Annotated in this window: 23 protein-coding genes; 13 read left to right on the top strand and 10 right to left on the bottom strand. The window is 61.3% G+C overall.

Annotated elements, in window-relative coordinates; genetic code table 11:
- The first annotated feature begins 7 nt into the window (after nt 1-7).
- From AB6803_RS17395 to AB6803_RS17380, 4 genes are all read left to right on the top strand, one after another.
- Complete coding sequence (locus AB6803_RS17395; protein ID WP_371110062.1) at nt 8-691, top strand: aspartate/glutamate racemase family protein; 684 nt, start codon at nt 8-10, stop codon at nt 689-691.
- Nucleotides 692-724: 33 nt separating this feature from the next.
- A complete protein-coding gene (locus tag AB6803_RS17390) occupies nt 725-1,384 on the top strand; it encodes an amino acid ABC transporter permease (protein ID WP_371110061.1) in 660 nt (219 codons plus the stop codon).
- 24 nt (nt 1,385-1,408) lie between these two features.
- A complete protein-coding gene (locus AB6803_RS17385) occupies nt 1,409-2,197 on the top strand; it encodes an amino acid ABC transporter ATP-binding protein (protein WP_371110060.1) in 789 nt (262 codons plus the stop codon).
- Between the two features lie 146 nt (nt 2,198-2,343).
- A complete protein-coding gene (locus tag AB6803_RS17380) occupies nt 2,344-3,618 on the top strand; it encodes an NAD(P)/FAD-dependent oxidoreductase (RefSeq protein WP_371110059.1) in 1,275 nt (424 codons plus the stop codon).
- A 10-nt stretch (nt 3,619-3,628) separates the two neighbouring features.
- Here AB6803_RS17380 and AB6803_RS17375 read toward each other — a convergent pair whose 3' ends face one another.
- On the bottom strand, nt 3,629-4,060 hold the full coding sequence (locus AB6803_RS17375) for an Lrp/AsnC family transcriptional regulator (protein ID WP_012649282.1): 432 nt from the start codon (nt 4,058-4,060) through the stop codon (nt 3,629-3,631).
- A gap of 127 nt (nt 4,061-4,187) precedes the next feature.
- On the opposite strand from AB6803_RS17375, the gene AB6803_RS17370 reads away from it, so the two are divergent.
- Nucleotides 4,188-5,291, top strand: a complete 1,104-nt coding sequence (locus tag AB6803_RS17370; protein ID WP_371110058.1) for a saccharopine dehydrogenase C-terminal domain-containing protein — start codon at nt 4,188-4,190, stop codon at nt 5,289-5,291.
- 130 nt (nt 5,292-5,421) lie between these two features.
- Here the strand turns inward: AB6803_RS17370 and AB6803_RS17365 are convergent, their stop codons facing one another.
- A complete protein-coding gene (locus tag AB6803_RS17365; protein WP_371110057.1) occupies nt 5,422-6,183 on the bottom strand; it encodes a transporter substrate-binding domain-containing protein in 762 nt (253 codons plus the stop codon).
- Between the two features lie 257 nt (nt 6,184-6,440).
- On the opposite strand from AB6803_RS17365, the gene AB6803_RS17360 reads away from it, so the two are divergent.
- Together AB6803_RS17360 and AB6803_RS17355 are read left to right on the top strand one after the other, a co-directional pair.
- Complete coding sequence (locus AB6803_RS17360; protein ID WP_371110056.1) at nt 6,441-7,436, top strand: aldo/keto reductase; 996 nt, start codon at nt 6,441-6,443, stop codon at nt 7,434-7,436.
- 251 nt (nt 7,437-7,687) lie between these two features.
- Nucleotides 7,688-8,848 carry a multidrug effflux MFS transporter gene (locus tag AB6803_RS17355; RefSeq protein WP_371110055.1) on the top strand — a complete coding sequence of 387 codons (1,161 nt, stop codon included), beginning with the start codon at nt 7,688-7,690 and terminating at the stop codon, nt 8,846-8,848.
- A 102-nt stretch (nt 8,849-8,950) separates the two neighbouring features.
- Here AB6803_RS17355 and AB6803_RS17350 read toward each other — a convergent pair whose 3' ends face one another.
- On the bottom strand, nt 8,951-9,340 hold the full coding sequence (locus tag AB6803_RS17350) for a cupin domain-containing protein (protein WP_371110054.1): 390 nt from the start codon (nt 9,338-9,340) through the stop codon (nt 8,951-8,953).
- A 137-nt stretch (nt 9,341-9,477) separates the two neighbouring features.
- Between AB6803_RS17350 and AB6803_RS17345 the strand changes: the two genes are divergently transcribed.
- Nucleotides 9,478-10,383: a LysR family transcriptional regulator gene (locus AB6803_RS17345; protein ID WP_371110053.1), complete on the top strand. Its 906-nt coding sequence runs from the start codon at nt 9,478-9,480 to the stop codon at nt 10,381-10,383.
- Between the two features lie 21 nt (nt 10,384-10,404).
- Here the strand turns inward: AB6803_RS17345 and AB6803_RS17340 are convergent, their stop codons facing one another.
- From AB6803_RS17340 to paoA, 4 genes are all read right to left on the bottom strand, one after another.
- Nucleotides 10,405-11,190, bottom strand: coding sequence for a carboxymuconolactone decarboxylase family protein (locus AB6803_RS17340; RefSeq protein WP_371110052.1), 786 nt, complete (start codon nt 11,188-11,190; stop codon nt 10,405-10,407).
- A gap of 208 nt (nt 11,191-11,398) precedes the next feature.
- On the bottom strand, nt 11,399-13,594 hold the full coding sequence (gene paoC / locus AB6803_RS17335) for an aldehyde oxidoreductase molybdenum-binding subunit PaoC (protein ID WP_371110051.1): 2,196 nt from the start codon (nt 13,592-13,594) through the stop codon (nt 11,399-11,401).
- Nucleotides 13,595-13,597: 3 nt separating this feature from the next.
- Nucleotides 13,598-14,548: a xanthine dehydrogenase family protein subunit M gene (locus AB6803_RS17330; RefSeq protein WP_371110050.1), complete on the bottom strand. Its 951-nt coding sequence runs from the start codon at nt 14,546-14,548 to the stop codon at nt 13,598-13,600.
- Nucleotides 14,545-15,180 carry an aldehyde dehydrogenase iron-sulfur subunit PaoA gene (gene paoA, locus AB6803_RS17325; protein WP_371110049.1) on the bottom strand — a complete coding sequence of 212 codons (636 nt, stop codon included), beginning with the start codon at nt 15,178-15,180 and terminating at the stop codon, nt 14,545-14,547. Before paoA ends, AB6803_RS17330 begins: the two co-directional genes overlap by 4 nt.
- Before the next feature lie 352 nt (nt 15,181-15,532).
- On the opposite strand from paoA, the gene AB6803_RS17320 reads away from it, so the two are divergent.
- The 5 genes from AB6803_RS17320 (at nt 15,533) to AB6803_RS17300 (ending at nt 22,298) form a co-directional block, all read left to right on the top strand.
- Nucleotides 15,533-16,732 (top strand): MFS transporter, encoded by a 1,200-nt coding sequence (locus AB6803_RS17320; RefSeq protein ID WP_371110048.1) that lies wholly within the window; start codon nt 15,533-15,535, stop codon nt 16,730-16,732.
- 306 nt (nt 16,733-17,038) lie between these two features.
- On the top strand, nt 17,039-18,922 hold the full coding sequence (locus AB6803_RS17315) for an MFS transporter (protein ID WP_371110047.1): 1,884 nt from the start codon (nt 17,039-17,041) through the stop codon (nt 18,920-18,922).
- 114 nt (nt 18,923-19,036) lie between these two features.
- Entirely contained in the window at nt 19,037-20,428 is a 1,392-nt protein-coding gene (locus AB6803_RS17310; RefSeq protein WP_371110046.1) for an FAD-binding oxidoreductase, read from the top strand.
- A gap of 215 nt (nt 20,429-20,643) precedes the next feature.
- On the top strand, nt 20,644-21,468 hold the full coding sequence (locus AB6803_RS17305; protein ID WP_371110045.1) for a hypothetical protein: 825 nt from the start codon (nt 20,644-20,646) through the stop codon (nt 21,466-21,468).
- Between the two features lie 128 nt (nt 21,469-21,596).
- Nucleotides 21,597-22,298 (top strand): hypothetical protein, encoded by a 702-nt coding sequence (locus AB6803_RS17300; protein WP_371110044.1) that lies wholly within the window; start codon nt 21,597-21,599, stop codon nt 22,296-22,298.
- A 12-nt stretch (nt 22,299-22,310) separates the two neighbouring features.
- Here the strand turns inward: AB6803_RS17300 and AB6803_RS17295 are convergent, their stop codons facing one another.
- The 3 genes from AB6803_RS17295 to AB6803_RS17285 are packed head-to-tail and all read right to left on the bottom strand — an operon-like array spanning nt 22,311 to nt 26,051.
- Nucleotides 22,311-24,167: a dipeptide ABC transporter ATP-binding protein gene (locus AB6803_RS17295; protein WP_371110043.1), complete on the bottom strand. Its 1,857-nt coding sequence runs from the start codon at nt 24,165-24,167 to the stop codon at nt 22,311-22,313.
- A 1-nt stretch (nt 24,168) separates the two neighbouring features.
- Nucleotides 24,169-25,026 carry an ABC transporter permease gene (locus AB6803_RS17290; RefSeq protein WP_371110042.1) on the bottom strand — a complete coding sequence of 286 codons (858 nt, stop codon included), beginning with the start codon at nt 25,024-25,026 and terminating at the stop codon, nt 24,169-24,171.
- A gap of 2 nt (nt 25,027-25,028) precedes the next feature.
- Nucleotides 25,029-26,051 carry an ABC transporter permease gene (locus AB6803_RS17285; RefSeq protein WP_371110041.1) on the bottom strand — a complete coding sequence of 341 codons (1,023 nt, stop codon included), beginning with the start codon at nt 26,049-26,051 and terminating at the stop codon, nt 25,029-25,031.
- Nucleotides 26,052-26,119: the final 68 nt, after the last annotated feature.

Raw genomic sequence — 26,119 nt, 5'->3', positions numbered from 1 at the left:
CCAATTCATGTCTGACCCTGCCAACGCGCTCGGTATCATCATGCTGGACACGGCATTCGAACGTCCGGTCGGCGATGTCGGTAATGCTAAGAGCTGGCCCTTCCCGGTTCTTTATCGGAAAGTGTCCGGCGCAACCGCGCGAACCGTGGTTGCGGGGCGAGACGAGAGCCTCCTCGAAGCTTTTTTTGAAGCCGGCGAAGAGTTGCAGCGGCAAGGTGCGCGCGCGCTTACCACCTCCTGCGGCTTTCTCGTGCTCAGACAGTCGCTGTTGGCAAGCCGACTTTCGCTGCCGGTGGCGACATCGAGCCTGATGCAGATCCCGCTCGTCATGCGGTGCCTGCCGGCGGGTAAGCGTGTCGGGGTCGTGACCTACGAGCGCAATTCGCTGACCCCAGCGCATTTTGAGCAGGCCGGCGCCGATCCTGACACACCGACGGTGGGCTTGCCGAAAGAGGGATATTTTCACGGTCTGATCGAGCGTGGAGAGGCCTATGATCGGGATAATCTCGAAAGGGAGCTGATCGAGGCGGTGCAAGATCTTCTTGCGCGCGAGGCCGATATCGGCGCGATCGTTTTCGAGTGCACCAACCTGCCTCCGTTCTCGGCGGCAATTGCCAGACGTTTCGGCCTTCCGGTCTTCGACATTCTGACGATGGGCCGTTGGCTGTTTGCGGGAACGCAGGCTGGATAGCCGCAGAATAGAATAAAAGAGGGATATTGCTCAGTGGGTTATCAATGGGATTTCGGCTTTCTGCTGCAATATAGCAAGCTGATCTGGATCGGCGCGCTCTACACCTGCGGCTTCACCATTATCACGGTGATCTCTGGGCTTACCGTCGGCTGTGTGATTGCGCTGGCGCGGCTTTCCAATATCAAGATCGTCGGCCTGCTCCTGACCGGCTTCATCGAGATCTTCCGCTGTACGCCGGTGCTGGTCCAGCTCGTCTGGTGCTATTACGCGCTACCGATCCTGTCGGGCATCGAACTGACGCCGGCGGTGGCGGCGTTCATCACGCTGACGCTCTACGGCGCTTCGTTTTACAGCGAGATCATTCGCGGCGGTATCGTCTCCGTCGATGCCGGACAATGGGACGCCGGGCGCGCCATCGGCATGCGCCGCCATCAGCTCATGCGCCGGGTGATCATGCCGCAGGCACTGAGGCGCATGCTGCCGCCGCTCGTGAACCAGAGCGTTTTGCAGTTGAAGAACACGTCGCTGCTGTCGGTGCTTGCCGTGCCGGATCTTCTCTATCAGGGCCAGTTGATCACCTCGGCGAGTTATCGCCCGCTGGAAACCTATACGATGATTGCGGTGATCTATTTCATCATCCTGTTTCCGCTCACGCGCCTCGCGCATAGGCTGGAAGCGCGGATGGCAAAATGATGCGCGCCGAGAAGGAATGCAGCCATGTCTGACGACAAGATGATTGAACTCGTAGGCGTCAAGAAGTCCTTCGGCCCGGTGGAGGTCCTCAAGGATATTACCTTGAGTGTCGGGAAAGGCAGTGTCGTGGCGCTGATCGGCCCCAGCGGTTCGGGTAAATCGACACTATTGCGCAGCATCAATCTGCTGACCGTGCCCGACAAAGGCTATATCCGGGTGGGAAGTCACACGATGGATTTCTCACATTCAACCAAACTCCCGCGGGATAGAGAGCTTGCAGCCTTCCGCGCGAGAACCGGTATGGTCTTCCAAAGCTTCAACCTCTTTCCGCATATGAGCGTCGAGGAAAACGTGATGGAAGGGCCGGTCACGGTGCTTGGCGTGACCAAGGCCGAGGCTCGCGAGCGTGCACATGCGCTGCTGGAGAAGGTCGGCCTGGCGGACAAGGCCAAATCAAAGCCCGAACAGCTGTCCGGTGGGCAGAAGCAACGCGTCGCCATCGCCCGCGCTCTTGCCATGCAGCCGGAAGTGATGCTGTTTGACGAGGCGACCTCGGCGCTCGATCCCGAATTGGTTGGCGAGGTTCTCTCGGTGGTGCGCTCGCTGGCTGCCGAAGGCATGACCATGCTGTTGGTGACGCATGAAATGGCCTTTGCGCGCGATGTTGCCGACCAGGTGATCTTCATGCGCGACGGATGCGTTGTCGAACAGGGCGATGCCCGGCAGATGATCGAAAATCCGAGCCATCCGGCAACACGCAGCTTTCTCAGCCACTTTCATACAGGGCTTGCAGGCCCGCCGCATCCAAGCTGACCGCGCCTGCTGCGCTTCGGCAAACAGGCCGGGGCATCAAATTCAACGCTTGAGGTTGACGCAGGACAGCGCTCCTGCCTCGCGCAGCCATGCGCTGTATGCAGCGCATGGGACAACATCATCCATTGTTCTTTCGAGGGACCAGAATGCCAAACACCGCCCCAAAGCACATCGCCGTCATCGGATGTGGCATCGTTGGCGCCTGCAGCGCGCTTGCGCTGCTGAAGGACGGGCATCGTGTGACGATCATCGAGCCGGGCGAACCGGGCGAGAGGCAGGCGGCGAGCTATGGCAATGGCGCCTTCCTTAGCCCGGCCTCGATCATCCCCATGTCGGTTCCTGGCCTCTGGAAGAAAGTGCCGGCTTACCTTCTCGATCCTGAGGGGCCGTTGACCATTCGCTGGGGACATCTTTTGCCGCTTGCGCCATGGCTGTTGCGTTTTCTCAGCGCTGGCTCGACGCTTGCCAAGGTGCAGCGGACGGCGAAGATCCTGTCTTCGCTGCTGTCCGACGCGCCGATGCGCCATCGCGCCATTGCGGCCGACTGCGGGCAAGCGGACATGATCCGGCAGGACGGCCTGCTCTATGTCTATCCAGATCGGGCAAGCTTTGAGGCTGACGCTTTCGCCTGGCGGCTGCGGCGTGACAATGGTGTCGTGTGGCGGGAACTGTCGGGCGAGGAGCTGCAGGCTTTCGAGCCCTCCCTCAATCGGCGCTATACATTTGCCGTGCTCGTGGAGGCCGGGGGGCATTGTATCGACCCCGGCGCTTACGTTGCGTTGCTGGTGCAGGGCGCGCTTGGTGAAGGGGCTCGGCTGGTGAAGGCAGGCGCAACCGGTTTCAAGCTAAAGGACGGGCGACTGCTGGCGGTCGACACCGATGCCGGTCCGATCGAATGCGACGGCGCCGTCATCGCGGCTGGAATTCGCTCGAAGGCGTTGGCAAGAATGGTCGGCGACCGCATCCCGCTGGAAAGCGAGAGAGGCTATCATGTCGAGGTCGTCGATCCGAAGACAGGGCCGCGCATTCCGATCATGCCGAGCGACGGCAAGATGGCCAATACCATGATGCCCGGCCGGCTGCGGGCTTCGGGGCAGGTGGAACTGGCGAGCGTCGATGCTGCGCCCGACTGGAGGCGGGCGGATATCCTGCTGCGGCAGCTTCTCAGCACCTATCCGGATCTCGGGAACAACCCGGAGGATTTGACAGTTCTGCGCTGGCAGGGCAACCGCCCCTCAACCCCCGATGGCCTGCCCGTCATCTCGCGCTCAAGTGCCACGGCCGACGTCATGCACGCATTCGGTCACGGCCATGTCGGGCTTGCAGCCGGCCCGAAAACCGGAGAGCTGGTCGCTACCTCGTTTTCCAGACGGCCGCCGCCGATCGATATCGGGCCTTTCGCGGCATCGCGCTTCCGATAGGGCCTTGCCGTCAGCGGTCGATGCGGGTCGATAAAATGATCGATGACAGCGTTTTCTCGACGCCGTCCATCTCGCCGATCCTGTCGATCACCTTGTCCAGTTCGCTGATCGACGCGGCGGCGATAATCGCGATCAGATCGAAGCTGCCGCTGACGGAATAGACCGACCTGACGTGAGGGATCGCCTGCAATTCCTGCGTCACGCGGCCGAGCATTTTTGCCGTCAATGTGATCAGCACATGTGCCTTCACCAGGCCGCTTTCGAAGCCATCAGACAGCCGAACACCGTAACCGGCGATCACGCCATCCCGCTCAAGACGCTCGATTTTCGTCTGCACGGTCGTGCGCGAAAGCCCGAGTTTGCGGGCGAGCGTGGCGGTTGGAATCCGGGCGTTTTCGCTGAGGAAGGACAGGAGCTGCCGGTCTTTTTCCGATAACGTCATTCTGATCAAATCCAACGGCATTTTGTAGGAAATTACCGTTCATTTTTATCATTCCAGCGCTGTGAATCAACCAAGCTGTCGAGAATAAAAAAAGTATAAAAATTACGATCACTGTTTGGGGACTGATATGAAAAACATCGTTATCATCGGCGCTGGCAAGATCGGATCGACGATTGCCCGCCTGCTTGTTCATTCCGGCGAATACCATGTAACGGTCGTCGACCGCAGCGAAGATCACCTTGCGCAAATCGAAACCAGTTCTGCGCTGCGGGTGGCCAAGGTTGACATCACGGACCCCTCGGCGCTCACCACAGTTCTCTCCGGCAGCTTCGCCGTTCTCAGCGCCGCCCCGTTCCATCTGACGATAGCGATTGCGGAAGCGGCAGCAAAGGTCGGTGTTCACTATCTCGACCTGACCGAGGATGTCGCATCGACCAGACGGGTAAAGGCCATCGCGCAAACCGCAAACACCGCCTTCATTCCGCAATGCGGGCTGGCGCCGGGATTCATCTCGATCGTCGCCAACGACCTCGTCAGCCGTTTCGACAGCCTCGACAGCGTCCGCCTGCGCGTCGGCGCTCTGCCGCAATATCCGTCCAATGCCCTGAACTATAATCTGACCTGGAGCACCGACGGCGTTATCAACGAATATATCGAGCCCTGCGAGGCAATCGTCGAGGGGAAGCTCGTTCAGGTCCCGGCGATGGAAGAGCGGGAAGAATTTTCGCTGGATGGCGTCACTTATGAGGCCTTCAACACCTCCGGCGGGCTCGGCACCCTTTGCGAAACGCTGGAGGGCAAGGTCAGGACGCTGAACTATCGCACGATCCGGTATCCCGGGCATGCGGCGATCATGAAAGCGCTTCTGAACGATCTCGGCCTGCGCCATCGCCGCGAAGTCCTGAAGGACATCCTCGAGCATTCTCTGCCGTCGACCCTGCAGGACGTCGTCATCATTTTCGTCACCGTTTCCGGCTGGAGAAACGGCCGTCTCGTGCAGGAAACCTATGCGAACAAGGTCTATAGCGCGTTGGTTGCCGGACGCCCCATGAGTGCCATCCAGATCACCACGGCATCGAGCATTTGCGCCGTGCTCGATATGCTCAGCCACGGACATCTGCCCAATCGCGGTTTCGTCCGTCAGGAGGATATCGGGCTCGACCTGTTCCTGAAGAGCCAGTTCGGCCATTATTATGAGCAGGCCGCGGATACGCGGAAGATGGCAAGCTGATTTGACGGGAAATTGCCGGTAGACGTTATCGGCGATTACATTGCAGATACTAACGAAGGGAAGACAGCCGTCCTCCCTTCGTTGTACGCGCTCACTGCGCAAAACATGGCAAAAGCCGCCCTGATCGTTTTTACTGGATCGCGGCGTCGAGCTTCTTCTTCCAGTCGCCACTGTCCAGCTGCTTGCGCATAAATGCGTCCACGGCCGCCTTCAATGCCGGGTCCTTGCGCAACAGATAGGCATTGTCGAAATGGGTGAAAGGCTCCTTGACGGCAACCGGGCACAGCACGCCGGGATGCAGCTTGGATTGAATATCCACCTCTATGCCGTCGGCCTTGTCCGCCGCGATCTCGTCGAAGATTGCCTTGTTGTCCGCAAACTCCTGGATCGGCGCCTTGGAGAAATGCTCATGGGCGAACTTGTCGTTGGTGCCGCCCGGATTGACGATCACGCGGACCGAAGGCTGGTCGATCGCTTCCAGCGTCGCATACTTGTCCTTGTCCGCGCAGCGGGCGATCGGGCGCTTGCCGTCGCTGACATTGGGCACTGAGAAGTCACCGACTTCGGCGCGCGCGGGGTTGACCGTGATGCCGCCCAGCGCGACGTCGAATTTGCCGGCCTTGAAATCGTCCAGCATGGTCTTCCATGTCGTCATCACGAATTCCGGCTTGACGTTCAGGCTCGTCGCCAGATCTTTGCCCATGGAGATGTCCGCACCGGTCAAGGTGCCGTCCGCGCCCTTGTAGCTGAAGGGCTTGTAGTCGCCCGTCGTGCCGATCTTGATCACGCCGGCCTTCTGGATCTCTGCCAGTGCGCCGTCTTCGGCGACGGCCATGCTCGCTGTCAAATTCAGCGCCGCGAACACCGTCGCCAGGAAATACGCTCTCTTCATTGTTCTCTCTTTCTCTGCATGCTCGAACACGTCTGATGGAAGCAAGAATCGTTCCGAACGGGATAGAGAATAAAGCCGTTCCCAGGCGTCGCGACAATCTGCCCGTTTCGCTTGCCTGATGCACCCCGCAAAGCATTCATGAACTGCAGAGATAACGTCATGCCAATTCCACCGTCTAATCGGGATGCATGGCGTCGTCTATTTTCTCTTCATCATAAAACCGAACGCTCACGACGGGTGGGCCAAGAGGAAATGCAATGAAGAAGCGTATACTCGGCAAAAGCGGGCTTGAAGTTTCGGCCATCGGCTTCGGCTGCATGGGCCTGAACTTCGGCTACGGTCATGCACTGGGCACGCAGGAAGGGGTCACGCTGATCCGCCAGGCGGTCGAACGCGGCGTCACCTTCTTCGACACGGCGGAGATCTATGGTCCTTTCACCAACGAGGAAATGGTCGGAGAGGCGCTGGCGCCGGTTCGCGATCAAGTGGTGATCGCAACGAAATTCGGCTTCGCGATCGATCCTGAGACCCGGAAATCGAACGGTCTGGACAGCCGGTCGGAGAATATCCGCAAGGTGGCGGACGCCTCGCTCAAGCGGCTGGGCGTCGAGGTCATCGATCTTTTCTACCAGCATCGTGTCGACCCCAACGTGCCGATCGAGGATGTGGCCGGCGCCGTCAAGGATCTGATTGCCGAGGGCAAGGTCAAGCATTTCGGTCTGTCGGAGCCCGGCGCGCAAACGGTCCGCCGCGCGCATGCCGTGCAGCCGATCACGGCGCTGCAGAACGAATATTCGCTCTGGACGCGCGGCCCGGAAACGAACGGTATCCTTGAGGCCTGCGAGGAGCTCGGCATCGGCCTGGTCGCCTACAGCCCGCTCGGCAAGGGCTTCCTGACCGGCGCGATGGGGAAGGATACGAAGCTTAGCGAGAACGACTTTCGCAAGCTCTTGCCGCGCTTCACGCCGGAAGCGATGGAAAAGAACCAGGCCCTGATCGACCTGCTCAAGAGCATCGCCGAAGCAAAGAGCGCGACGACCGCCCAGATCGCCCTTGCCTGGCTCCTGGCGCAGAAGCCCTGGATCGTACCGATCCCCGGCACCACCAAGCTGCACCGGCTGGAAGAAAACCTCGCCGCCGCCGATATCGAACTGACGCCAGACGATCTGGCGCAGATCCAGAGCGCGGCGGCCGAGATCGGTGTCGAGGGCGAGCGCTATCCCGAGCACCTGCTGAAGACCGTCGGTCTCTGAGACGCCAGCAATCCCTATTGTGATCCGAGCCCGTGTGCCTGTCGCGCGGGCTCCATCCTTTTCAAGAGTGGAGCAGGCCGTGTTTGAGAACATCAACGGCACGGTCTTCCGCTCGATCGCACAGGAACTGTAACCCGATGCCCAACCAGGCGAAAACCGCAGTCAAATTAACAACAGGAACTGCCGGCACTCCCGTTGCAGATGCTCCAGACACGGGAAAGATCGTTGGGGCCGCAAGCCACGGATGGCGCGTGCTCGCGGTCCTGAGCGCGCTCATGGGCTTCGCATCGATCTCGACGGATCTCTATCTCCCGGCCATGCCGGCGATGGGCCGGGATCTCGGCGCCGACACGGGCGCCATCGAGTTGACGATTTCCGGTTTCCTCATCGGTTTCAGCCTCGGGCAGCTTCTTTGGGGTCCGGTTGGCGACCGTTACGGGCGGTGCCTGCCGGTGGCGATCGGGCTTGTGCTGTTCGTCATCGGTTCGGCCGGATGCGCCATGGCCGGCAGCGCCTCGGCAATGATCGGATGGCGTATCGTACAGGCGGTCGGGGCCTGTGCTGGGGTCGTGCTGTCGCGGGCGATGGTGCGCGATCTCTACGAAGGCAACCGTGCGGCGCAGATGATGTCGACGCTGATGACAGTCATGGCGATCGCGCCCTTGCTAGGGCCAGTCGTGGGTGGACAGATCCTTGCGCTTGCCGGATGGCGGGCGATCTTCTGGACGCTGGTGGGTGTCGGGCTGCTGACCCTTACGGCGGTCTTCACGCTGCCGGAGACGTTGCCGGTCGAGCGGCGCAACCTCCAGCCGCTTGGGCGCGCGATCATCGGATATGGTACGCTTCTGCGTCATCGCCGCCTGCTCGGCTATGCGGGCACCGGCGGCTTCCTCTATGGCGGCATCTACGCCTATATCGCGGGTACGCCCTTCGCCTATATCACCTATCATCATGTGCCGGCCGGGCTCTATGGTCTGCTGTTTGCCATCGGCATTGTCGGGATCATGATCGCCAATATCGTGAATTCGCGGCTGGTGTCCCGCTTCGGCGGTGACCGCCTGCTGCTCCATGGCAGTGCCGCCGCCGCGCTTTCCGGCATCGTGCTTGCCGTGGCGGCATGGACGGACTGGGGTGGGCTGTGGGGCCTTGTCGTGCCGCTCTTCCTGTTCGTCTCCGCAACCGGCTTCATCGTCGCCAACTCGATTGCCGGCGCGCTGACCGATTTTCCAGAGCGTGCCGGCACCGTGTCCGCGCTGGTCGGTGCGCTCCATTACGGCAGCGGGATCTTCGGCTCGGCCCTCGTCGGCACCTTTGCCGACGGCACGCCGTGGCCGATGGGCTGGGTGATCGCCCTTGCCGGGATCGGTAGCTTCGTTTGCGCACGGTCGCTCGCCTCAGGCCGGAAGGTTTGATCGACATCAATCCGCGACACTATCGAGCGAATACAAAAAATCAGCCGCGGGCGCTACTGCAACCCGCGGCTGATCTCCTTCATGCTTCGTCGAATTGTGCCGTCAGCCGCCATACTCCCCGTCGGTGACCTTCTCCATCCAGTCGACGGCCTTGCCATCCAGCATTTCGACGATGGCGACATGCGACATCGCGCAATCAGGCGCGGCGCCATGCCAGTGCTTTTCGCCGGGCTCGAACCAGACGATATCGCCGGAGCGGATCTCCTCGACCGGTCCGCCTTCCCGCTGTACCCGGCCGAGACCGGACACCACCAGCAGCGTCTGGCCAAGCGGATGCGTGTGCCATGCGGTTCGCGCGCCCGGTTCGAAGGTGACGGTTCCTCCGCTCAGATTGCCGCTGCCGCTGAACGGTGCGTCGACGCGTACCGTCCCGGTGAAGTAGTCCTCGGGTCCCTTTCGCGAAGGCTGCGCGCCGTTGTGTTTGATCTGCATTTTCAGTCTCCTTGCAAAGAGGCGGCCGGCCGTGTCGATGGCCGCCAGCCTCCAAAAATCGCAAAGCTAACCTAGTCGTGGGACATTCCGACAATTAGCCACTATAAGTCGCATGTAGTCATGTCTGGAGTTCATGAATGCGACGCGAGGAACTGGTCGATCTCAATGCTTTTCTGATCGTGGCCGAGGAGCGGAGCTTTACCCGTGCCGCCGCCAAGCTCGGCACCTCCCAATCCGCATTGAGCCATACCATAAGGCGGCTGGAAACGCGGGTCGGCGTGCGCCTGTTGACCCGCACCACCCGCAGCCTCGCGCCGACCGAAGCCGGGGAGCGGCTGCTTGCTACGTTGAAGCCGGCGCTCGACAGTATCGGCACGGAACTCTCCTCGCTCGGCGAATTGCGCGAGAAACCAGCCGGTACGATCCGCATCACCACCTCCGAACATGCGGCCAACACTGTCCTGTGGCCGGCGCTTGAGAAATTCCTGCCTGATTATCCGGATATCCATGTCGAGCTCAGCATCGATTCCGGGCTCACCGATATCGTCACGGAACGTTTCGATGCCGGGGTTCGGCTTGGCGAGGCGCTTGCCAAGGATATGATCGCGACACGTATCAGCCCCGATGTCCGCATGATCGTGGTCGGCTCGCCCGCCTATTTCGAGCAGAGAAAAGTCCCGCTCGTGCCGCAGGATCTGGCCGATCATCGTTGCATCAACCTACGCCTGCGCAGTGCCGGCGGTCTTTACGCCTGGGAATTGGAGAAGGATGGGCGCGAGGTGCGGGTGCGTGTCGATGGACAACTCGTCTTCAACAACAGCAACATGATTGCCCGCGCCGCCGTCGCCGGCTTCGGTCTGGCCTTCGTGATGGAGGATCATGTCAGAGAACATCTTGCCGACGGCAGCCTGGTGTGCGTGCTGGAGGACTGGTGCTCGTCCTTTCCCGGCTATCATCTCTATTACCCGAGCAGGCGCCAGCCCTCGGCCGCCTTCGCATTGCTGGTGGACGCGTTGCGCTATCGGGATCGAGGGCCGGCTTAATCCGGACGTTTCTTCTCCGGCTCAGCTTCCGCGTTCTTCGAACACTTTCCTCACGACCGGTGCCGCCGACATCGCGTTCGGCCAGCCGGAATAAAAGGCCAGATGCGTGACTGCGCCGGAAATTTCCTGCTTCGTCAGGCCGTTGTTCATGCCGATATTGGTGTGGCCCGTGAGCTGGGCGACGCGGCCGGTGGCGACCAGGGCGCTGATGGTGACGAGGCTGCGGTCACGCGGCGCAAGCGCCGGGCGTAGCCACAGGTCCTTGAACAGGACGTCGGTCGTATAGGACGCCAGATCCTTGAAGTCCGGCCCCAATGCTTGATCGACCATCGCGACCCGCCGTGCTTCGGCGTCTTCGTTCAAGGGGAGGGTGGCATCCTGGGCCGGCGGAAGCTGGTCGGCGCCGATGCCGTGGCTCTGGAAGACATGCCTGGCGACCTTGAGCGCCGACATCGTATTCGGCCAGCCGGTATAGAAGGCGAGATGGGTGATGGTCTCTGAAATCTCGGCCGGCTTCACGCCGTTTTCCAAGGCCATATCCATATATTGCGGCAGCTCGCCCGACTGGCCGGTGGCAATGAGCGCGGCCACTGTGACGAGGCTCCGGTCGCGTGGGTTGAGGTCCGTGCGCTTCCACAGATCGGCGGCAAGCCGTTCTCTAGCATAATGTTCCAGGGCAGGAGAGACGGCTTTCATTTCTTCGATCGATGTCGTCGGCATGTCGAACCTATGTGTTGATTGTTCTGATTGAGCCAAAGCCAGTGCAGGCAGTCCCATGATGACGGCGGTGGCGATAAGATGCTTCATCGACAAGTCCTTTCGTTGGGTGTCCGGATATACCGCTCCGCCCGTTCCGCCGAGCAGTATAGCGCGTGCCCGATCCCGCGATTATATCGCCCGGACCGCATGGGCTTATGCGACCAGTTCATGAGTGGGCCGACAGCCTCACGGCCGCAGGTCTGCTGTTGGAGCAGGACAGGCAGCGGAAGCTTTCAGCCGCCTGTCCGAAGGTCGGTCAGCTCATCTCGGGTAGGTCGTGGATGAGCTTGTCGAGGGTAATGGGATAATGACGCACCCTGACGCCGGTTGCATTGTAGATGCCGTTGGCGATGGCGGCGGCGACGCCGCAAAGGCCGAGTTCGCCGACACCCTTGGCCTTCATCGGCGATGACATCGGGTCGGTCTCGTCGAGGAAGATGACGTCCTGATGCGGGATGTCGGCATGGACAGGCACCTCGTAGCCCGCGAGATCATGGTTGACGAAGAAGCCCCTTGTCGTGTCGACGGCGAGTTCCTCCGTCAGCGCCCCGCCGACGCCCATCGTCATCGCGCCGATCACCTGGCTGCGTGCCGTGATCGGATTGAGAATGCGCCCCGCCGCGCAGACGGCCAGCATGCGCCGGACGCGTGTCTCGCCGGTCGCCATGTCGACACCGACCTCGACGAAGTGGGCGCCGAAGGTCGACTGCTGGTGTGTCTTGTCGAGATCGCCGTATTCGATGCTGTCCTCGCCGACCAGGCCGTCGCCGCCGGCGTCTGTGAGTGGAACGGATCGGTTGCCAGAGCGGACCTGCTCGTCGGCAAAGACGATATCGGCCGAATTGAAGCCCAGCTTCTGGGCAACCGCTTCGCGCAGCTTCACGCAGGCCGCATAGACGCCCGAGGTGGCGTTGTTGGCACCCCATTGACCGCCGGAACCGGCGGAGACGGGGAAGGAGGAATCTCCCAGCCGGACCTCGACCTTGTGCATGGGCAGGCCCATCATCTCGGCAGCCGTCTGGGCGATGATGGTGTAGGTTCCCGTGCCGATGTCGGTCATGTCGGTCTCGACGGTGACGACGCCACGGCTATCGAGCCGGACGCGCGCGCCGGACTTCATCAGCAGGTTGTTGCGGAAACCGACGGCGACGCTCATTCCCATGAGCCAGCGTCCGTCGCGCCGGCTGCCGGGCCTGGCATTGCGGTCGTTCCACCCAAAGCGGTCGGCGCCGGTTTGCAGGCATTCGATCAATCGACGTTGCGAGAAGGGACGCTCCGGGTTTTCCGGATCGACCTGCGTGTCGTTGAGGATGCGGAACTGGACAGGATCGAGATCGAGCTTTTCCGCCATCTCGTCCATGGCGATTTCGAGCGCCATCAGGCCCGGCGCCTCGCCCGGCGCGCGCATGGCGTTGCCTTCCGGCAGGTTGAGAACGGAAAGGCGTGTCGCCGTCATCCGGTTGGCGCCGGCATAGAGCAGCCGTGTCTGCTGCACGGCATTTTCAGGCCCGCCGCCCTCCAGATTGGCGGACCAGCCTTCATGGCCGATCGCGGTAATCTTGCCGTCCGGCGTTGCGCCGATCCTGATCCTCTGGATCGTTGCCGGGCGATGCGTGGTGTTGTTGAACATGAACGGTCGCGTCAGCGCCACCTTGACCGGCCGGCGGGCGGCACGCGCGCCGAGTGCGGCAAGGATGGCATCGGTGCGGATGAACAGCTTGCCGCCGAAGCCGCCGCCGATGAAGGGCGAGATCAGGCGAACCTTGTCCGGTGCAATGCCGAGCGTCGTCGCCACGTCGCCCTTGCTCCAGGCGATCATCTGGTTCGATGTCCACAGCGTCAGATCGTCGCCGGTCCACGCCGCGATCGAGGCATGCGGCTCCATCATCGCATGCGCGTGGTCGGGTGTGGTGTAGGCTTCATCCAGCTTGACGGGGGCGGCCGCAAAGGCCCCGGCAAAGTCGCCGACGGCGGTATCGGGCGTGCCCCGGTCCGGTGTCGCCGCTGTGTCCTTTGCCCCGGCAAGCAGGTAGGAGGCATTTTCGGCTGCGTAGCCTATGCGGACGAGCTGCGCCGCCGCGCGGGCCTGTTCGAAGGTCTCGGCGACGACGAGGGCAACGGCCTGATGGTAGTGTTCGATATCAGGCCCGCCCAGCAATTTTGCGGTGTTGAAACGGCCCTTGCCGAGCTTGCCGGCATTGGCTGCCGTCACGATGGTAATGACGCCGGGTGCCGCGCGCGCTTCGGCGAGATCGTAGGATGTGATCCGCCCCTTGGCGATGGACGAACCGACGACATAACCATAGGCTTGGTTGGGCACCACGTCGTGCTGCTCATAGGCATAGCGGGCCGTGCCCGTCGTTTTCAGCCGGCCGTCGATACGCTCGATGGGCTGGCCGACCACCTTGAGCTGGTCGATCGGGTTTGTGGTGGCTGGTGTGTCGAATCTCATCTCTTATCCCCTTGCTTCGGCAAGAACAGCGCCGAGCGTGCGCTCGACGAGCGTAACCTTGAAGGCATTCTGTTCGGTGGGATGTGCGCCGGCGAGCAGCCTATCCGTAACCGCTCTTGCGCCCTTCGGAAGATCGGCTTCGGCCGCCTCGACGCGCCACGGTTTGTGCGCGATGCCGCCGACGGCAATACGGCCGGTTCCATCCGGCTGCACGATCGCGCCGATCGAGACCAGCGCGAAGGCATAGGAGGCGCGGTCGCGGACCTTGCGGTAGATGTGCTTGCCGCCGATTGGCTTGGGGAGCGTCACTGCGGTGATCAATTCACCGGGCTCGAGCACCGTCTCCACATGCGGGGTGTCTCCCGGCAGGCGATGGAAATCGGCGATCGGGATGCGGCGTGTGGCGCCATCGGGCCGTACGGTTTCGACGGTCGCGTCCAGCGCGCGCATGGCGATCGCCATGTCGCTTGGATGCGTGGCGATGCAGGCGTCGCTGACGCCGATCACCGCATGCTGGCGGCTGAAGCCGCCAATGGCCGCGCAGCCACTGCCGGGCTGGCGTTTGTTGCACGGCTGGTTGGTGTCGTAGAAATAGGGACAGCGCGTGCGCTGAAGCAGGTTGCCGGCGGTCGTCGCCTTGTTGCGCAACTGGCCGGAAGCGCCGGCAAGCAGGGCGCGCGACAGGAGGCCGTAGTCGCGGCGGACCCGCTCGTCGGACGCCAGATCGGTGTTGCGCACCAGCGCACCGATCCGAAGCCCGCCCTCGGGCGTTACCTCGATCTTGTCGAGCGCCAGACCATTGACGTCGATCAGATGTGTCGGCGTCTCGATCTGCAACTTCATCAGATCGAGCAGGTTGGTGCCGCCGGCGATGAATTTTGCACCTTTGATGCCTGCCGCGGCTTTTGCGGCTGCCTCGACCGAGGAGGCGCGTTCGTAGCTGAAGGCTTTCATGCTTGTCTCCCCGCAACTTCGCTGATGGCATCGAGAATGTTGGAATAGGCGCCGCACCGACAGATATTGCCGCTCATGCGCTCGCGGATCTCGTCGGGGCTTACTTTTGCCTCGACCGTCAGGTCGCCGCTGACATGGCTCGGCACGTTGGCCTTGATCTCTTCGAGCACCGCAACGGCCGAACAGATCTGGCCGGGTGTGCAATAACCGCATTGAAAGCCGTCATGCTTGACGAAGGCCGCCTGCATAGGATGGAGGTTGCCGGGCCTGCCGAGCCCCTCGATGGTGGTGATTGTGTCGCCCTCGTGCATGACGGCAAGCGTCAGACAGGAGTTGATGCGCCGGCCATCGACGATGACGGTGCAGGCGCCGCACTGGCCATGGTCGCAGCCCTTCTTGGTTCCGGTGAGGTGCAGATGTTCCCGCAAGGCGTCCAGCAGGCTCGTGCGCGTGTCGATATCGAGGTCGCGAACCTCGCCGTTCACGGTGAAGGAGACCTTGGCGGAGAAGGGCGTTTCGGGGGTGGGCGTTTGAGCGCCCGCTACAGACGGTGCCGCCGTGACCGCAACGGATGCGGCAGTTGCCACCAGAAGGTCGCGTCGGGAGATTTCCAGGTCGACAGGATTGTGCATATCAAGCTCCATGTCATGATGAGGTGAAGCGCATAAAGCGCGGCTCATGCGGCAAACGCTGTTGCAACAGCTTCGACACTTGTCGGGTGCACCCGCTCGATCCAAGGGACCTGAACGGACTACTGACCCGGCTTAAGAAGTAGGGTGCGGTAGCCGCGTCGATTAGGGATCGATTTTTGATAAGGCCTATGAACTGAGTTCATAAATGAACGGCATGTCGAAAAAATTGGTTCGTACGAGAAGAATTGAGAAGGCGATGTCGAAATCGGGTGGGGTCGAACGTCATTAGATCATAGTCGGTACGGCGACTGTCGGGCTGACGGTTGATCTCGTGGGCAGGGGAGTTGAGCGGATGAGCATTTCCTATCATTGGGTGATCGTGGGCGCCGGTGCGCTGATGACCTGTGTCGCACTCGGCGCGATGTTTTCGCTGGCGATCTTTCAGGTTCCGATCGTGGCCGCCACCAATTGGTCGCATGCCGGCATCGCGAGCGCCATGACCCTCAACTTCCTGGTGATGGGTCTGGGTGGTTTCATGTGGGGCGCGGCAAGCGACCGTTTCGGGCCGCGTATCGTGGTCCTGATCGGAGCAGTATTGCTGGGGCTGGCGCTCGTGCTGGCGAGCCGAGCGACATCGCTGCTGCAGTTTCAACTGACCTACGGCATTCTCGTCGGCCTGGCAGCCAGCGCCTTCTTCGCGCCGATGATCGCGACCACGACGGCATGGTTCGATAAGAACCGCAGCCTCGCCGTTTCACTGGTCTCCGCCGGCATGGGTGTTGCGCCGATGACGATCTCGCCCTTCGCCCGTTGGCTGATTTCGGCCTATGACTGGCAGACGGCGATGATGCTGATCGGCATACTTGCCTGGGTCCTGCTGGTGCCGGCGGCACTCTTGGTGCGACGCCCGCCCGCGAGCACCAACGATCCCGCCGTCGATGCGGCTGTCGACGGTCCCCGCGTGCCGCTCGGACAGATATTCCGCTCCCCGCAGTTTCTTGTTCTTGGCGGCACCTTCTTTGCCTGCTGTGCCGCCCATTCGGGGCCGATCTTCCATATGGTGAGCTACGCGACGATCTGCGGTGTCGCGCCGATGGCGGCGGTCAGCATCTACAGCGTCGAGGGGCTGGCGGGGCTTGGAGGCCGGCTTCTCTATGGCACGCTCGCCGACCGAATCGGCGTCAAACCGGTACTGGTCGCAGGGCTCCTGGTGCAGGCCGTGGCGCTCGCGACCTATCTGCTTGTCAGCCAACTCGGCGAATTCTATGCGCTCGCCGTCATCTTTGGCAGCGCCTATGGCGGGGTCATGCCGCTCTATGCGGTGCTGGCGCGAGAATATTTCGGGCCGCGCGTCATCGGCACCGTCTTTGGCGCGGCGACGATGCTGTCGAGCATAGGCATGGCGTTCGGTCCGCTGGCCGGCGGCTGGATCTTCGATACGTTCGGGAATTATTCCTGGCTGTTCATCGGGTCGTCCATGGTCGGGCTTGGGGCCGTGGCCATCGCGCTCGCCTTTCCGCCGATGCAACGTCTCAGGCTTCAGCCGGCGTGAGCACGGCCCTTCGACCGCTGCCGGCGCGGCTTAAGCCCCGCTTCGGGGCAATCCCTTCGTCTTTTGGCACCTTACACACAATTTTAGACGGTGGACGCAAGTTGCAGCCATTGCATTTTTCAATTTTTAGCCAACACTTCCCCTGCATTGGATGCAGGACCTCTTGGGGAGGAAATCTTGAGGGCATCCATCGGCGCCGGTTTCCCGCGCCAGAAGGGCCGGGGGACCCATGCGCAATGTGAATGTTGGGGGGACATGGCGCGGGCACTGCCGTCATGGCCTTGGTGCAATTGGGAGGAATTAGGAATGGTAGCCACGTCTGTGGACCAGACTTCTGGTCGAGGGATGACCAGGGAAGAGAAGAAGGTGATCTTCGCATCTTCGCTCGGAACTGTTTTCGAATGGTACGACTTTTATCTCTATGGTTCCCTGGCCGCCTTTATCGGAGCGGCCTTTTTCAGCGACTATCCGGAGGCAACCCGCAATATTTTCGCGCTGCTCGCTTTCGCGGCGGGCTTCCTGGTCCGGCCCTTCGGCGCGCTGGTCTTCGGACGGATCGGCGATCTCGTCGGCCGCAAATATACGTTTCTCGTCACCATCCTGATCATGGGCCTGTCGACCTTCCTGGTCGGTATCCTGCCCGGTTCGGCCAGTTGGGGTCTCGCCGCCCCAGTCATTCTGATTGCGCTGCGCATGCTGCAGGGCCTGGCGCTTGGCGGTGAATATGGTGGCGCGGCGACCTATGTCGCCGAACATGCGCCCAACGAGCGGCGCGGTTTTTACACATCCTGGATCCAGACGACGGCAACGCTCGGGCTGTTCCTGTCGCTCATCGTCATCCTGGTGGTGCAGAACTGGCTCGGCAAGGATGCCTTTGCTGCCTGGGGATGGCGTATTCCCTTCATCCTGTCCTTCGTCCTTCTCGGTATTTCCGTCTGGATCCGGCTGTCCCTCAGTGAATCGCCGGCTTTCAAGAAGATGAAGGAAGAGGGCAAGGGCTCCAAGGCGCCGCTGTCGGAAGCCTTCGGACAATGGAAGAACGCCAAGATCGCGCTGCTTGCGCTTTTTGGTCTCACCGCAGGTCAGGCCGTTGTCTGGTATGCGGGCCAGTTCTATTCGCTGTTCTTCCTGCAGAATGTTCTGAAGGTCGATGGCCAATCGGTCAACATCATGATCGCCATTGCGCTCTTGATCGGCAGCGGTTTCTTCGTGGTGTTCGGCTGGCTGTCCGACAAGATCGGCCGCAAGCCGATCATCATGGCCGGACTTGCCTTGGCGATCCTCACCTATTTCCCGTTGTTCAAGGCATTGACCTACGCGGCAAATCCGGCACTCGCCCAGGCAGAGCAAACCATCCGCGCCACCGTGACGGCGGCACCCGGCGATTGCACCTTCCAGTTCAACCCGGTCGGCACGGCGAAGTTCAACAACTCCTGCGACATTGCCACCTCGTTCCTGTCCAAGAGCTCGGTGCCCTACGCAGTTGTCGAAGGTCCCGCCGGCCAGCCGGCAACGGTCAAGGTTGGCGACACGATCGTGGCCTCCTATGACGCGGTTGCCGCCGGGGCGACGGCTGCGGCAAAGAGCGCCGCCTTCACGCATGACCTGAACCTCGCCCTGCAGAAAGCGGGCTTCCCGCTGGCGCGCGATCCGGCCAAAGTGCCGGACGCCAAGCTGGATGGCTTCATCACGGCCAACCCGGAACTTGGCTTGAACGCGGCAACGGTCCGGGCCGGTGAAAAGACGGTCACTCCGGTTGCCGATCTGATCAAGGCAAAGCTGCTCACAGCGGAACACGCCGCCGGCGCAACCGACATGCCGGTCTACACGGTGGCGAACGGTGGTGCCTTCAAGATGGTCGCCGATCCCGCCGCCATCAACTGGCCGCTGACCATCGCCATTTTGACCATTCTCGTCATCTACGTGACCATGGTCTATGGCCCTATCGCCGCAATCCTGGTCGAGATGTTCCCGACCCGCATCCGCTATACCGGCATGTCCTTGCCCTATCATATCGGCAATGGCTGGTTCGGCGGCCTGCTTCCGGCAACGGTCTTTGCGATGAGTGCCGCCAAGGGCGATATCTATTATGGCCTTTGGTATCCGATTGCGATTGCGTCGATGACGCTGGTCATCGGCCTCATCTTCATCCGCGACACCAAGGGCGTCGATCTCGAAGCCATCAAGTAACGGTGCAAGAAAAGCCCGGCGCGAGCGATCGCGCCGGGCCTTTTTATGTTTACTCCTGAGCAAATCTGGGATCAGACTTGGCCGATATTTCAGGCAATTCGAGGCCATGGTTTGATGAGAGAAGACTTTATTCAATCGCTCAGAGACGCGCTTGGCGCCGACGTTTTCTTTGGCGCGGATATCCCGGCGCGTTTCCACAATGACTGGGCGGGGCTTGCGCCAGTCATGCCATTGGCTCTGGTGCGTCCGCGCACGACCGAGCAGGTATCGGCGACACTCAGGCTTTGCGATCGCTTTAAGATCCCGGTCGTGCCGCAGGGTGGATTGACGGGTCTTGCCGGCGGCGCCCGTCCGATCGAAGGCGGTGTCGCGCTGTCGCTCGACCGCATGAGCGGCATCGATGAAATCGACCCCGTCATGGCGACGATGACGGTGCAGGCCGGAACGCCGCTCGGCGTCATCCAGAGGGCAGCGGAGGACGCGGGACTGTTCTTCGGCCTTGATCTCGGCGCCCGCGATTCCTGTGTCATCGGCGGCAATCTCTCCACCAATGCCGGCGGCAATCGCGTCATCCGGTTCGGTATGGCGCGCGAGCATGTACTTGGCCTTGAGGTGGTGCTGCCCGATGGTACGATCGTGCGGTCGCTCAACAAGATGCTGAAGAACAATGCCGGCTATGACCTGAAGCAGCTCTTCATCGGCTCCGAGGGGACGCTCGGCATCATCACCCGCGCCGTGTTGCGTCTGCAGGCAAAACCGGCGGCGCTCGCCAGCGCCTTTTGCGGCTGCCCCGATTTTCCGGCCATGCTCGAACTGCTGAAGAGTGCCCGGCTGCGCATGGGATCGGCACTGATCGCCTTCGAGGTGATGTGGCCGAGTTTCTATGATTTCATGACCGGCAATCTCCCGGAGCTGCGCCGAGCTCTTTCCGAACCACACGGCATCTATGTGTTGATCGAAGCGGGTGGGCGCGATGCCGACGAAAATCGGGCGATGCTGGAAGAGTTGTTGTCCGACGCCCTTGAAGAGGGCTGGGTGTCCGACGCGGTCCTGTCGTCCTCCGAGCGTGAAGCCCGCGAATTGTGGGCGGTTCGCGACAGCGTTTCGGAATATGGGCGGCTGATGGGGCCGCAGACCGCCTTCGACGTTGGCCTTCCCACCAGTATCGCGGGTGGCGTGGTAAGCGAGATCGAAGCAGCGATGAAGAGCCGCTGGCCGGATTCAATTGCGCTCAGCTACGGTCATATCGGCGACAGCAATCTGCATTTCGTCTGCAATATCCCCTCGCTTGACAAGGTGCAGCCGCATAAGGAGATCACCGAACTTGTGTTTGCGGTCGTCGGCCGGGCGGGCGGCACGATTTCCGCCGAACACGGGATCGGTCTCCTGAAGAAGCCCTATCTCAAGCTATCCCGCACGCCGGAAGAGCTGGCGCTGATGGAGCGCATCAAGCGCGCTATCGACCCGAACAATATTCTCAACACCGGCAAGGTGTTGTCGATTTGAGCCGGGCTGACCTCGAATCCAGTGATAGGGACATGTCGGCGCGTTCGTCATATTTCGAAATAACATGCCCCATAAATTTCATGGGTTGGAAACGTTCAGACACAATTGGGGGCTAGATATCGGGATGTCGTTCAGAGCGCGAGCCACTGAAACGACACGGTTCACCCATAACCGGGGCCGATTGATACCAATTTTGTCGCGGAGCTAAATCGTCAATGCCTTTCCCGAATTTCTGGCGGCAGGAGCAGCTAAAGCATGTCGTCGTGACGACCTTTCATGAAAAAGGCTATCGCGACTATGGGAAGAAATGCATCGAGACGTTTCTCAAATATTGGCCCAAGGATATCTCGCTTGTGGTCTACGCCGAGAATGTGCATGTCGAGGAGAAGGATGACCGGCTCCAGATTTTCGACCACAATGAGACGCTGCCGCGCTTGCTCGAATTTCGGAAAGACTTCGCGGAAAACCCGCTGGCCAACGGAGTACGCCTATCCACGAATAGCCTGGAGCGTGATTACCGGTGGGACGCCGTTCGCTTTTCCAACAAGGTCTTTGCCGTTACCGATGCCATCCGGCGTTACCGGACGTCGGCTGATCAGCTGATATGGCTCGATGCCGATACGCTCACGCACAGCGAGATCCCGCGCAACCTGATCGACAGGATTGCCCCGCGGGGAAACCAGCTCGCGGCCTATCTCAACCGCAAAATATACCCGGAATGCGGATGGGTGGGATATAATCTCCACCATCGCGAAATATTGACCTTCGTCGAGCGTTTCGAAAGCACCTATTCGTCCGGCTATTTCCTGGCCCTCAAGGAAAGCCACGACAGTTTCGTCTTCTGGAAGATCGTCCAGCAGATGAAGCAGGATAAGGAAGCAAGCTTCAAGTTTCTGGGCTCGAACCGGACCAAGTCTCATGTTTTCATCAACAGTGTCCTTGGCGGTTACATGGATCACTTGAAGGGCGACAGGAAGGCGGCGGGGAAAAGCCGCAAGAGCGATCTGTCATGGCGCCGCCGCGAGGCGTGGTGGAGCTGATCGGCGCGATATAGTTTAAGTTTAAACTTGTTTTTTCCATTGCGCCGCTTGATACTGAAATCTCCGCGGTGGGCTTTGAATACCGGTTTGGCCTGTCACCGTTTTCTCGCGAGCACGGAGAGTTCGACATGGCCTTCGCCTATCTTGCCTTTTTCGAAAGCTCCGACGACGACCGCGCAATCAGCGAAGCGGATCTTGCAACCGTTGCTGCAATCATCAAGGCAACGCCGGCCCTTATTTCCGCTAATCTCTATACGCCCGAAACGACCAAGGACATGTACAACAGGACCGAGCGGTCGCCGGTCCTTGGTCTCCAGCTCTATTTTGAGGATCTGACCGCGCTCGAAAATGCTGTCGGCCCCTCGGGCCACCTCCAGCAGCTTGCCGCCCCCGACGTTCTCACCAGCATAGAAGGCGCCAGGGCGACGCAGCAGGCAATGTATGTGCGGCCGTTTCCGGTCGATGACGGCAGGCTGCGCACCGGTGAGGGCGAATTGCCGTGCAGCTATGTGGTTCACTACCCAGGCCCCGCTGAGGATCTGAACGCCTGGCTGCATCATTATGTCAGCCACCATCCGCAGGTCATGCGCACCTTTCCGGACATCCGCCAGATCGAGGTTTTGTCACGGGTCGACTGGTGCGGCTTCCTGCCCTGGGAGCGCGTCAACCACATTCAGCGAAACCGCGTGATGTTCGATAGCCCGGCCGCCCTGCAAACGGCTTTGCAGTCTCCCGCGCGCATTGCCATGCGCGAGGACTTCAAGACGCTCCCACCCTTTGACGGCGGCAATTCGCACTTTCCGATGGCGACACGGATAATCGTGCCGTAAACGAAGGCGTTCCTATTCCACCTGATACCCTGTTTCGGCCAATACCGGCGACCATTCCGCTTGGACATCGTCCGGCGGTACGGAGGCGAGCAGGCTTTGCGTATAGGGATGCTGCGGATTGGCGAAGACTGTTTCGGTCGCCCCGCTCTCCACCACCTCGCCGCGATACATCACCAGGACGCGGTCGCAGAGATAGCGCACGACGGAAAGATCGTGCGAGATGAACATCATCGAGAAACCGTGTTCGTCCCGCAACTTCAACAGCAAATCCAGCAGTTGCGCCTGAACCGAGACATCGAGGCCCGATACGATCTCATCGGCGACCAGAATGCGCGGCACCGTGCAGAGGGCGCGAGCGATATTGACGCGTTGCTTCTGGCCGCCGGACAGTTGCGAGGGGAAGCGCATTGCCGCATCCGGCGGCAGGCCGATCTCTGCGAGCAGCTCGGCGGCGCGGTCCATGCGCTCGCGCTTGCCGGCGTGGAGGCCACTCGCCTCATTCGCCTGGGTAACGATGCTACCGACCCGACGGCGCGGATTGAGGGCTGATTGCGGATCCTGAAACACCATCTGGATATACTCGCGGCGATAGGCTTTTTCAGATGATCCATTGGCGGTGATATCGCGGCCCGCAAGCGTGAGACGACCTTCTGTCGGTGTATCCAGCCCGACGACGAGGCGCGCTAGCGAGCTCTTGCCGCTGCCGCTTTCCCCGACGATGCCGACGAATTCGCCTTCACCGAGCGTGAAATCGACGCTGTTGACCGCCCGGAACTTGGGGTTCCTGTTGAAGGGGCTCCAGGCGACCGTATAGGCCTTGGTCAGGTTCTCGCCCTGCAGATAGGTCTTCGCCGTTTCAACGTTACGGGACGGCGCCAGGGGCGGCGGCGTGATGTCAGGCGTCTTTTCGGTACGGATGCAGGCAGCGATATGGCCGGGCGCGATTTCCGCAAGCGGCGGCTCGGCCTCGGTGCAGGCGGCAATGGCATTCGGACAGCGGGAGGCAAAGCGGCAGCCGGTGATATCCTTGAGCACGCGCAGCCCCGGCATGCGCTCCGGCAGGATATAGAGGCCGCGGCGCTCCCCGCTGATGGTCGGATTGGCGAGCTGCAGGCAGCGTGTATAGGGGTGCGCCGGCGCCGAGAACAGTTGCCTGGCGGGCCCGCGCTCGGCCGGGCGCCCGGCATAGAGCACCATGATCTCGTCGCTGATCTGCGAGGCGAGCCGCAGATCATGGGTGATGAAGATGACCGCCGTGCCGTCGCGCTTCTGCATCTCGGCGATCAGCTTGACGATGCGGGCCTGGATGGTGACGTCGAGGGCAGTGGTCGGCTCGTCGGCGATCAGCAAGCGCGGCCGGCTGGCAAAGGCCATGGCGATCAGGATACGCTGGCACATGCCGCCGGAAAGCTGATGCGGGTATTTACCAAGCAGTGCCGCGCCATGCGGCAGATGCACCGCCTCGAATTCGGCAAGCGCCCGCTTCCGCCAGTTTTCGCCCGGAGCAAGGCCAATTCGGAGGAGATGTTCCTTCATCTGTTGGCCGACGGTCAGCACCGGGTTGAGGCCGGAGAGCGGCTCCTGCGGAATGAAGGCGATCTCGCGGCCGAGCAGATTGCGGCGGCGCGCAGGCATCATCGTCACAAGGTCTTCGCCAGCGAATTCGAGCGTGCCCTTGGTGACGGCAAAACCACTCGGGAGGAATTGCGAGATGGTGCGGCCGATCATCGACTTTCCAGCGCCGGATTCGCCGACGAGGCCGAGGATCTTGCCCGGCTCCAGCGTGAAATTGAGATCGCTCAGGACGGGGAAGGATTCCTTGCCCCCGAGGGAGTCTACGCAGAGGTTCCGTGCAGCCAATATGGTCATGTCAGCTCCTCTCCGTCTGCGTCAGGCGGGTGTCGAGGGATCGGCGCAGGCCGTCGCCGAGAATGTTGAAACCGAAGACCGCCAAGAAGATCGCAAGGACCGGACAGAGGAGATTGAGCGGCGCCTCGTAAATGTTCTGCCGGGCGTCGGCGATCATCTGCCCCCAGGCCGGCGTGTCGGCACCGACGCTCATGCCTACGAAGGAGAGGATCGCCTCCACGATAACGGCGACGCCCATTTCCAGGCTCATCAGCGTGATCAGTAGTGGCAGCGTGCCGGGCAGGATTTCGCGTGTGATCGTGCGCCAATGGGAAAAGCCGACGAGCTGGGCGGCGGCGACATAGTCTCGCCGTCGCAGCACCAGCACCTCGCTGCGCAGCACCCGGCAAAAGCGCGTCCAGTCGACGAGCACGATGGCGAGGATCACATTGCGGATGCCGGTGCCGAGGCCGACCATCAGGATTAGCGACAGGATGACGGGCGGGAAAGAGAGCCAGATTTCCACGATGCGCCCGATCAGCCAATCGACCCAACCGCCGAAATAGCCGGCGATATGCGCCAGGATCGCGCCGATGATCATGGCGCCGATCGACGCGGTGAAGGCGACGGTGAGCGCAACGCGCGTGCCGAAGATCAGGCGCGAGAGGATGCAGCGGCCAAGACTGTCGGTGCCGAGCGGGAACATCGCATCGCCGCCATCCGCCCAGGCCGGCGGCGTCAGGATGGACAAAAGGTTCTGTTCGTTCGGATCGTTGGGCGCAATCCAGGGCGCAAAAATCGCGCAGACTGCCAGGATGGCGATGATGACGAGGCCTGTCTGAACGCGGCCGGATCTCAACCAGAGCGGAAGATGTTTCATGGTCAGCGCGCCGTCAGTTTCGGGTTGAGGATCAGGTACAGACTATCGACCGCGGTATTGATGACGAGGACGGCGACGCAGTAGGTCAGCCCTGCGCCCTGAATGATCGGCAGATCGGCATTACGGATCGCATCGACCATCAGATTGCCCATGCCCGGGTAGGAATAGATAAGTTCCACCAGCAGCGTGCCGCCAAACAGAAAGCCGAACTGCACGCCCATCAGGCTGAGTGTCGGCAGGATGGCGTTCTTGAGGGCATGGCGGATGAGGATGCGCTTCTCGGAGAGGCCACGCAGCCGCGCCTGCTGAATGTAGTCGTCCTGATAGGCATCGAGAAGGCTCGATCGCAGCACGCGCATGAGCGACGGCGACAGCGCTATACCGAGGGCAAGGCTCGGCAGGATCATATGTTTGATCGCGTCCCAGAAGATCGCAATGTTACCGGTGATGAGGCTGTCGAGCAGAAGGAAGCCTGTCACCATCGGCCGCTCGAAGCCGGGGCTGAGGCGTCCGGTAAACGGCAAGAGATTGAAGAAGACGCCGAAGATCAGGAGCAGGAACAGGCTCCAGAGGAATTCGGGCAGCGACAAAAGCAGGATGGAGAGAAAATCCATCACGGCCTCGGCACGCGTTCCGCGCACATAGAACAGGAGGAGCCCTCCAGCGAGGCCGAAGACGGTGGCGACGACCATGGCAAGGATGGCCAGCTCGATGGTGGCGGGCAGCGTCGAGCCGATCAGCGAGGACACGTCCTGGCGGAAATGGATCGAGCGGCCGATATCGCCATGCAGGAGCTTGCCGAGCCAGATACCGTATTGTTCGATAAGAGGTCGGTCGAACCCCATCTCCATGCGCATTGCCTCGATCTCATCGACCGTGGCATTGGGCGGCATCGACATCGCCGCGGGATCGACCGGCAGGACGCGCAGGATGCAGAAGAGCAGCGCGGACACGATGAGCAGGATCGGTATCGCGGTCAGAACACGTTTTACCAGCAGTTTGGCGATGGTTACGAACATGCGCATGCCTTGTCTTACGAAGCCAGGAATGCGGCCCGGAGAGGACCCCGGACCCCATGGTCTCTCAAGCGATG

The sequence above is a fragment of the Rhizobium sp. RCC_161_2 genome, assembly GCF_041355235.1.
In the GTDB taxonomy this organism is placed as follows: domain Bacteria; phylum Pseudomonadota; class Alphaproteobacteria; order Rhizobiales; family Rhizobiaceae; genus Rhizobium.
The sequence above is the reverse complement of the archived record's forward strand: the minus strand, read 5'-3'. Positions and strand labels throughout refer to the sequence as shown.

Bases quoted from the DNA above. Each gene is read 5' to 3' on its own strand.
- AB6803_RS17290 (WP_371110042.1), bottom strand. From the start codon at position 25,026: ATGAAACATCTTCCGCTCTGGTTGAGATCCGGCCGCGTTCAGACAGGC.
- AB6803_RS17305 (WP_371110045.1), top strand. From the start codon at position 20,644: ATGCCTTTCCCGAATTTCTGGCGGCAGGAGCAGCTAAAGCATGTCGTC.
- AB6803_RS17385 (WP_371110060.1), top strand. From the start codon at position 1,409: ATGTCTGACGACAAGATGATTGAACTCGTAGGCGTCAAGAAGTCCTTC.
- paoA (WP_371110049.1), bottom strand. From the start codon at position 15,180: ATGCACAATCCTGTCGACCTGGAAATCTCCCGACGCGACCTTCTGGTG.
- AB6803_RS17295 (WP_371110043.1), bottom strand. From the start codon at position 24,167: ATGACCATATTGGCTGCACGGAACCTCTGCGTAGACTCCCTCGGGGGC.
- AB6803_RS17315 (WP_371110047.1), top strand. From the start codon at position 17,039: ATGGTAGCCACGTCTGTGGACCAGACTTCTGGTCGAGGGATGACCAGG.
- AB6803_RS17395 (WP_371110062.1), top strand. From the start codon at position 8: ATGTCTGACCCTGCCAACGCGCTCGGTATCATCATGCTGGACACGGCA.
- AB6803_RS17370 (WP_371110058.1), top strand. From the start codon at position 4,188: ATGAAAAACATCGTTATCATCGGCGCTGGCAAGATCGGATCGACGATT.
- AB6803_RS17375 (WP_012649282.1), bottom strand. From the start codon at position 4,060: ATGACGTTATCGGAAAAAGACCGGCAGCTCCTGTCCTTCCTCAGCGAA.
- AB6803_RS17360 (WP_371110056.1), top strand. From the start codon at position 6,441: ATGAAGAAGCGTATACTCGGCAAAAGCGGGCTTGAAGTTTCGGCCATC.
- AB6803_RS17350 (WP_371110054.1), bottom strand. From the start codon at position 9,340: ATGCAGATCAAACACAACGGCGCGCAGCCTTCGCGAAAGGGACCCGAG.
- paoC (WP_371110051.1), bottom strand. From the start codon at position 13,594: ATGAGATTCGACACACCAGCCACCACAAACCCGATCGACCAGCTCAAG.
- AB6803_RS17340 (WP_371110052.1), bottom strand. From the start codon at position 11,190: ATGAAGCATCTTATCGCCACCGCCGTCATCATGGGACTGCCTGCACTG.
- AB6803_RS17300 (WP_371110044.1), top strand. From the start codon at position 21,597: ATGGCCTTCGCCTATCTTGCCTTTTTCGAAAGCTCCGACGACGACCGC.
- AB6803_RS17285 (WP_371110041.1), bottom strand. From the start codon at position 26,051: ATGCGCATGTTCGTAACCATCGCCAAACTGCTGGTAAAACGTGTTCTG.
- AB6803_RS17380 (WP_371110059.1), top strand. From the start codon at position 2,344: ATGCCAAACACCGCCCCAAAGCACATCGCCGTCATCGGATGTGGCATC.
- AB6803_RS17365 (WP_371110057.1), bottom strand. From the start codon at position 6,183: ATGAAGAGAGCGTATTTCCTGGCGACGGTGTTCGCGGCGCTGAATTTG.
- AB6803_RS17320 (WP_371110048.1), top strand. From the start codon at position 15,533: ATGAGCATTTCCTATCATTGGGTGATCGTGGGCGCCGGTGCGCTGATG.
- AB6803_RS17345 (WP_371110053.1), top strand. From the start codon at position 9,478: ATGCGACGCGAGGAACTGGTCGATCTCAATGCTTTTCTGATCGTGGCC.
- AB6803_RS17310 (WP_371110046.1), top strand. From the start codon at position 19,037: ATGAGAGAAGACTTTATTCAATCGCTCAGAGACGCGCTTGGCGCCGAC.
- AB6803_RS17330 (WP_371110050.1), bottom strand. From the start codon at position 14,548: ATGAAAGCCTTCAGCTACGAACGCGCCTCCTCGGTCGAGGCAGCCGCA.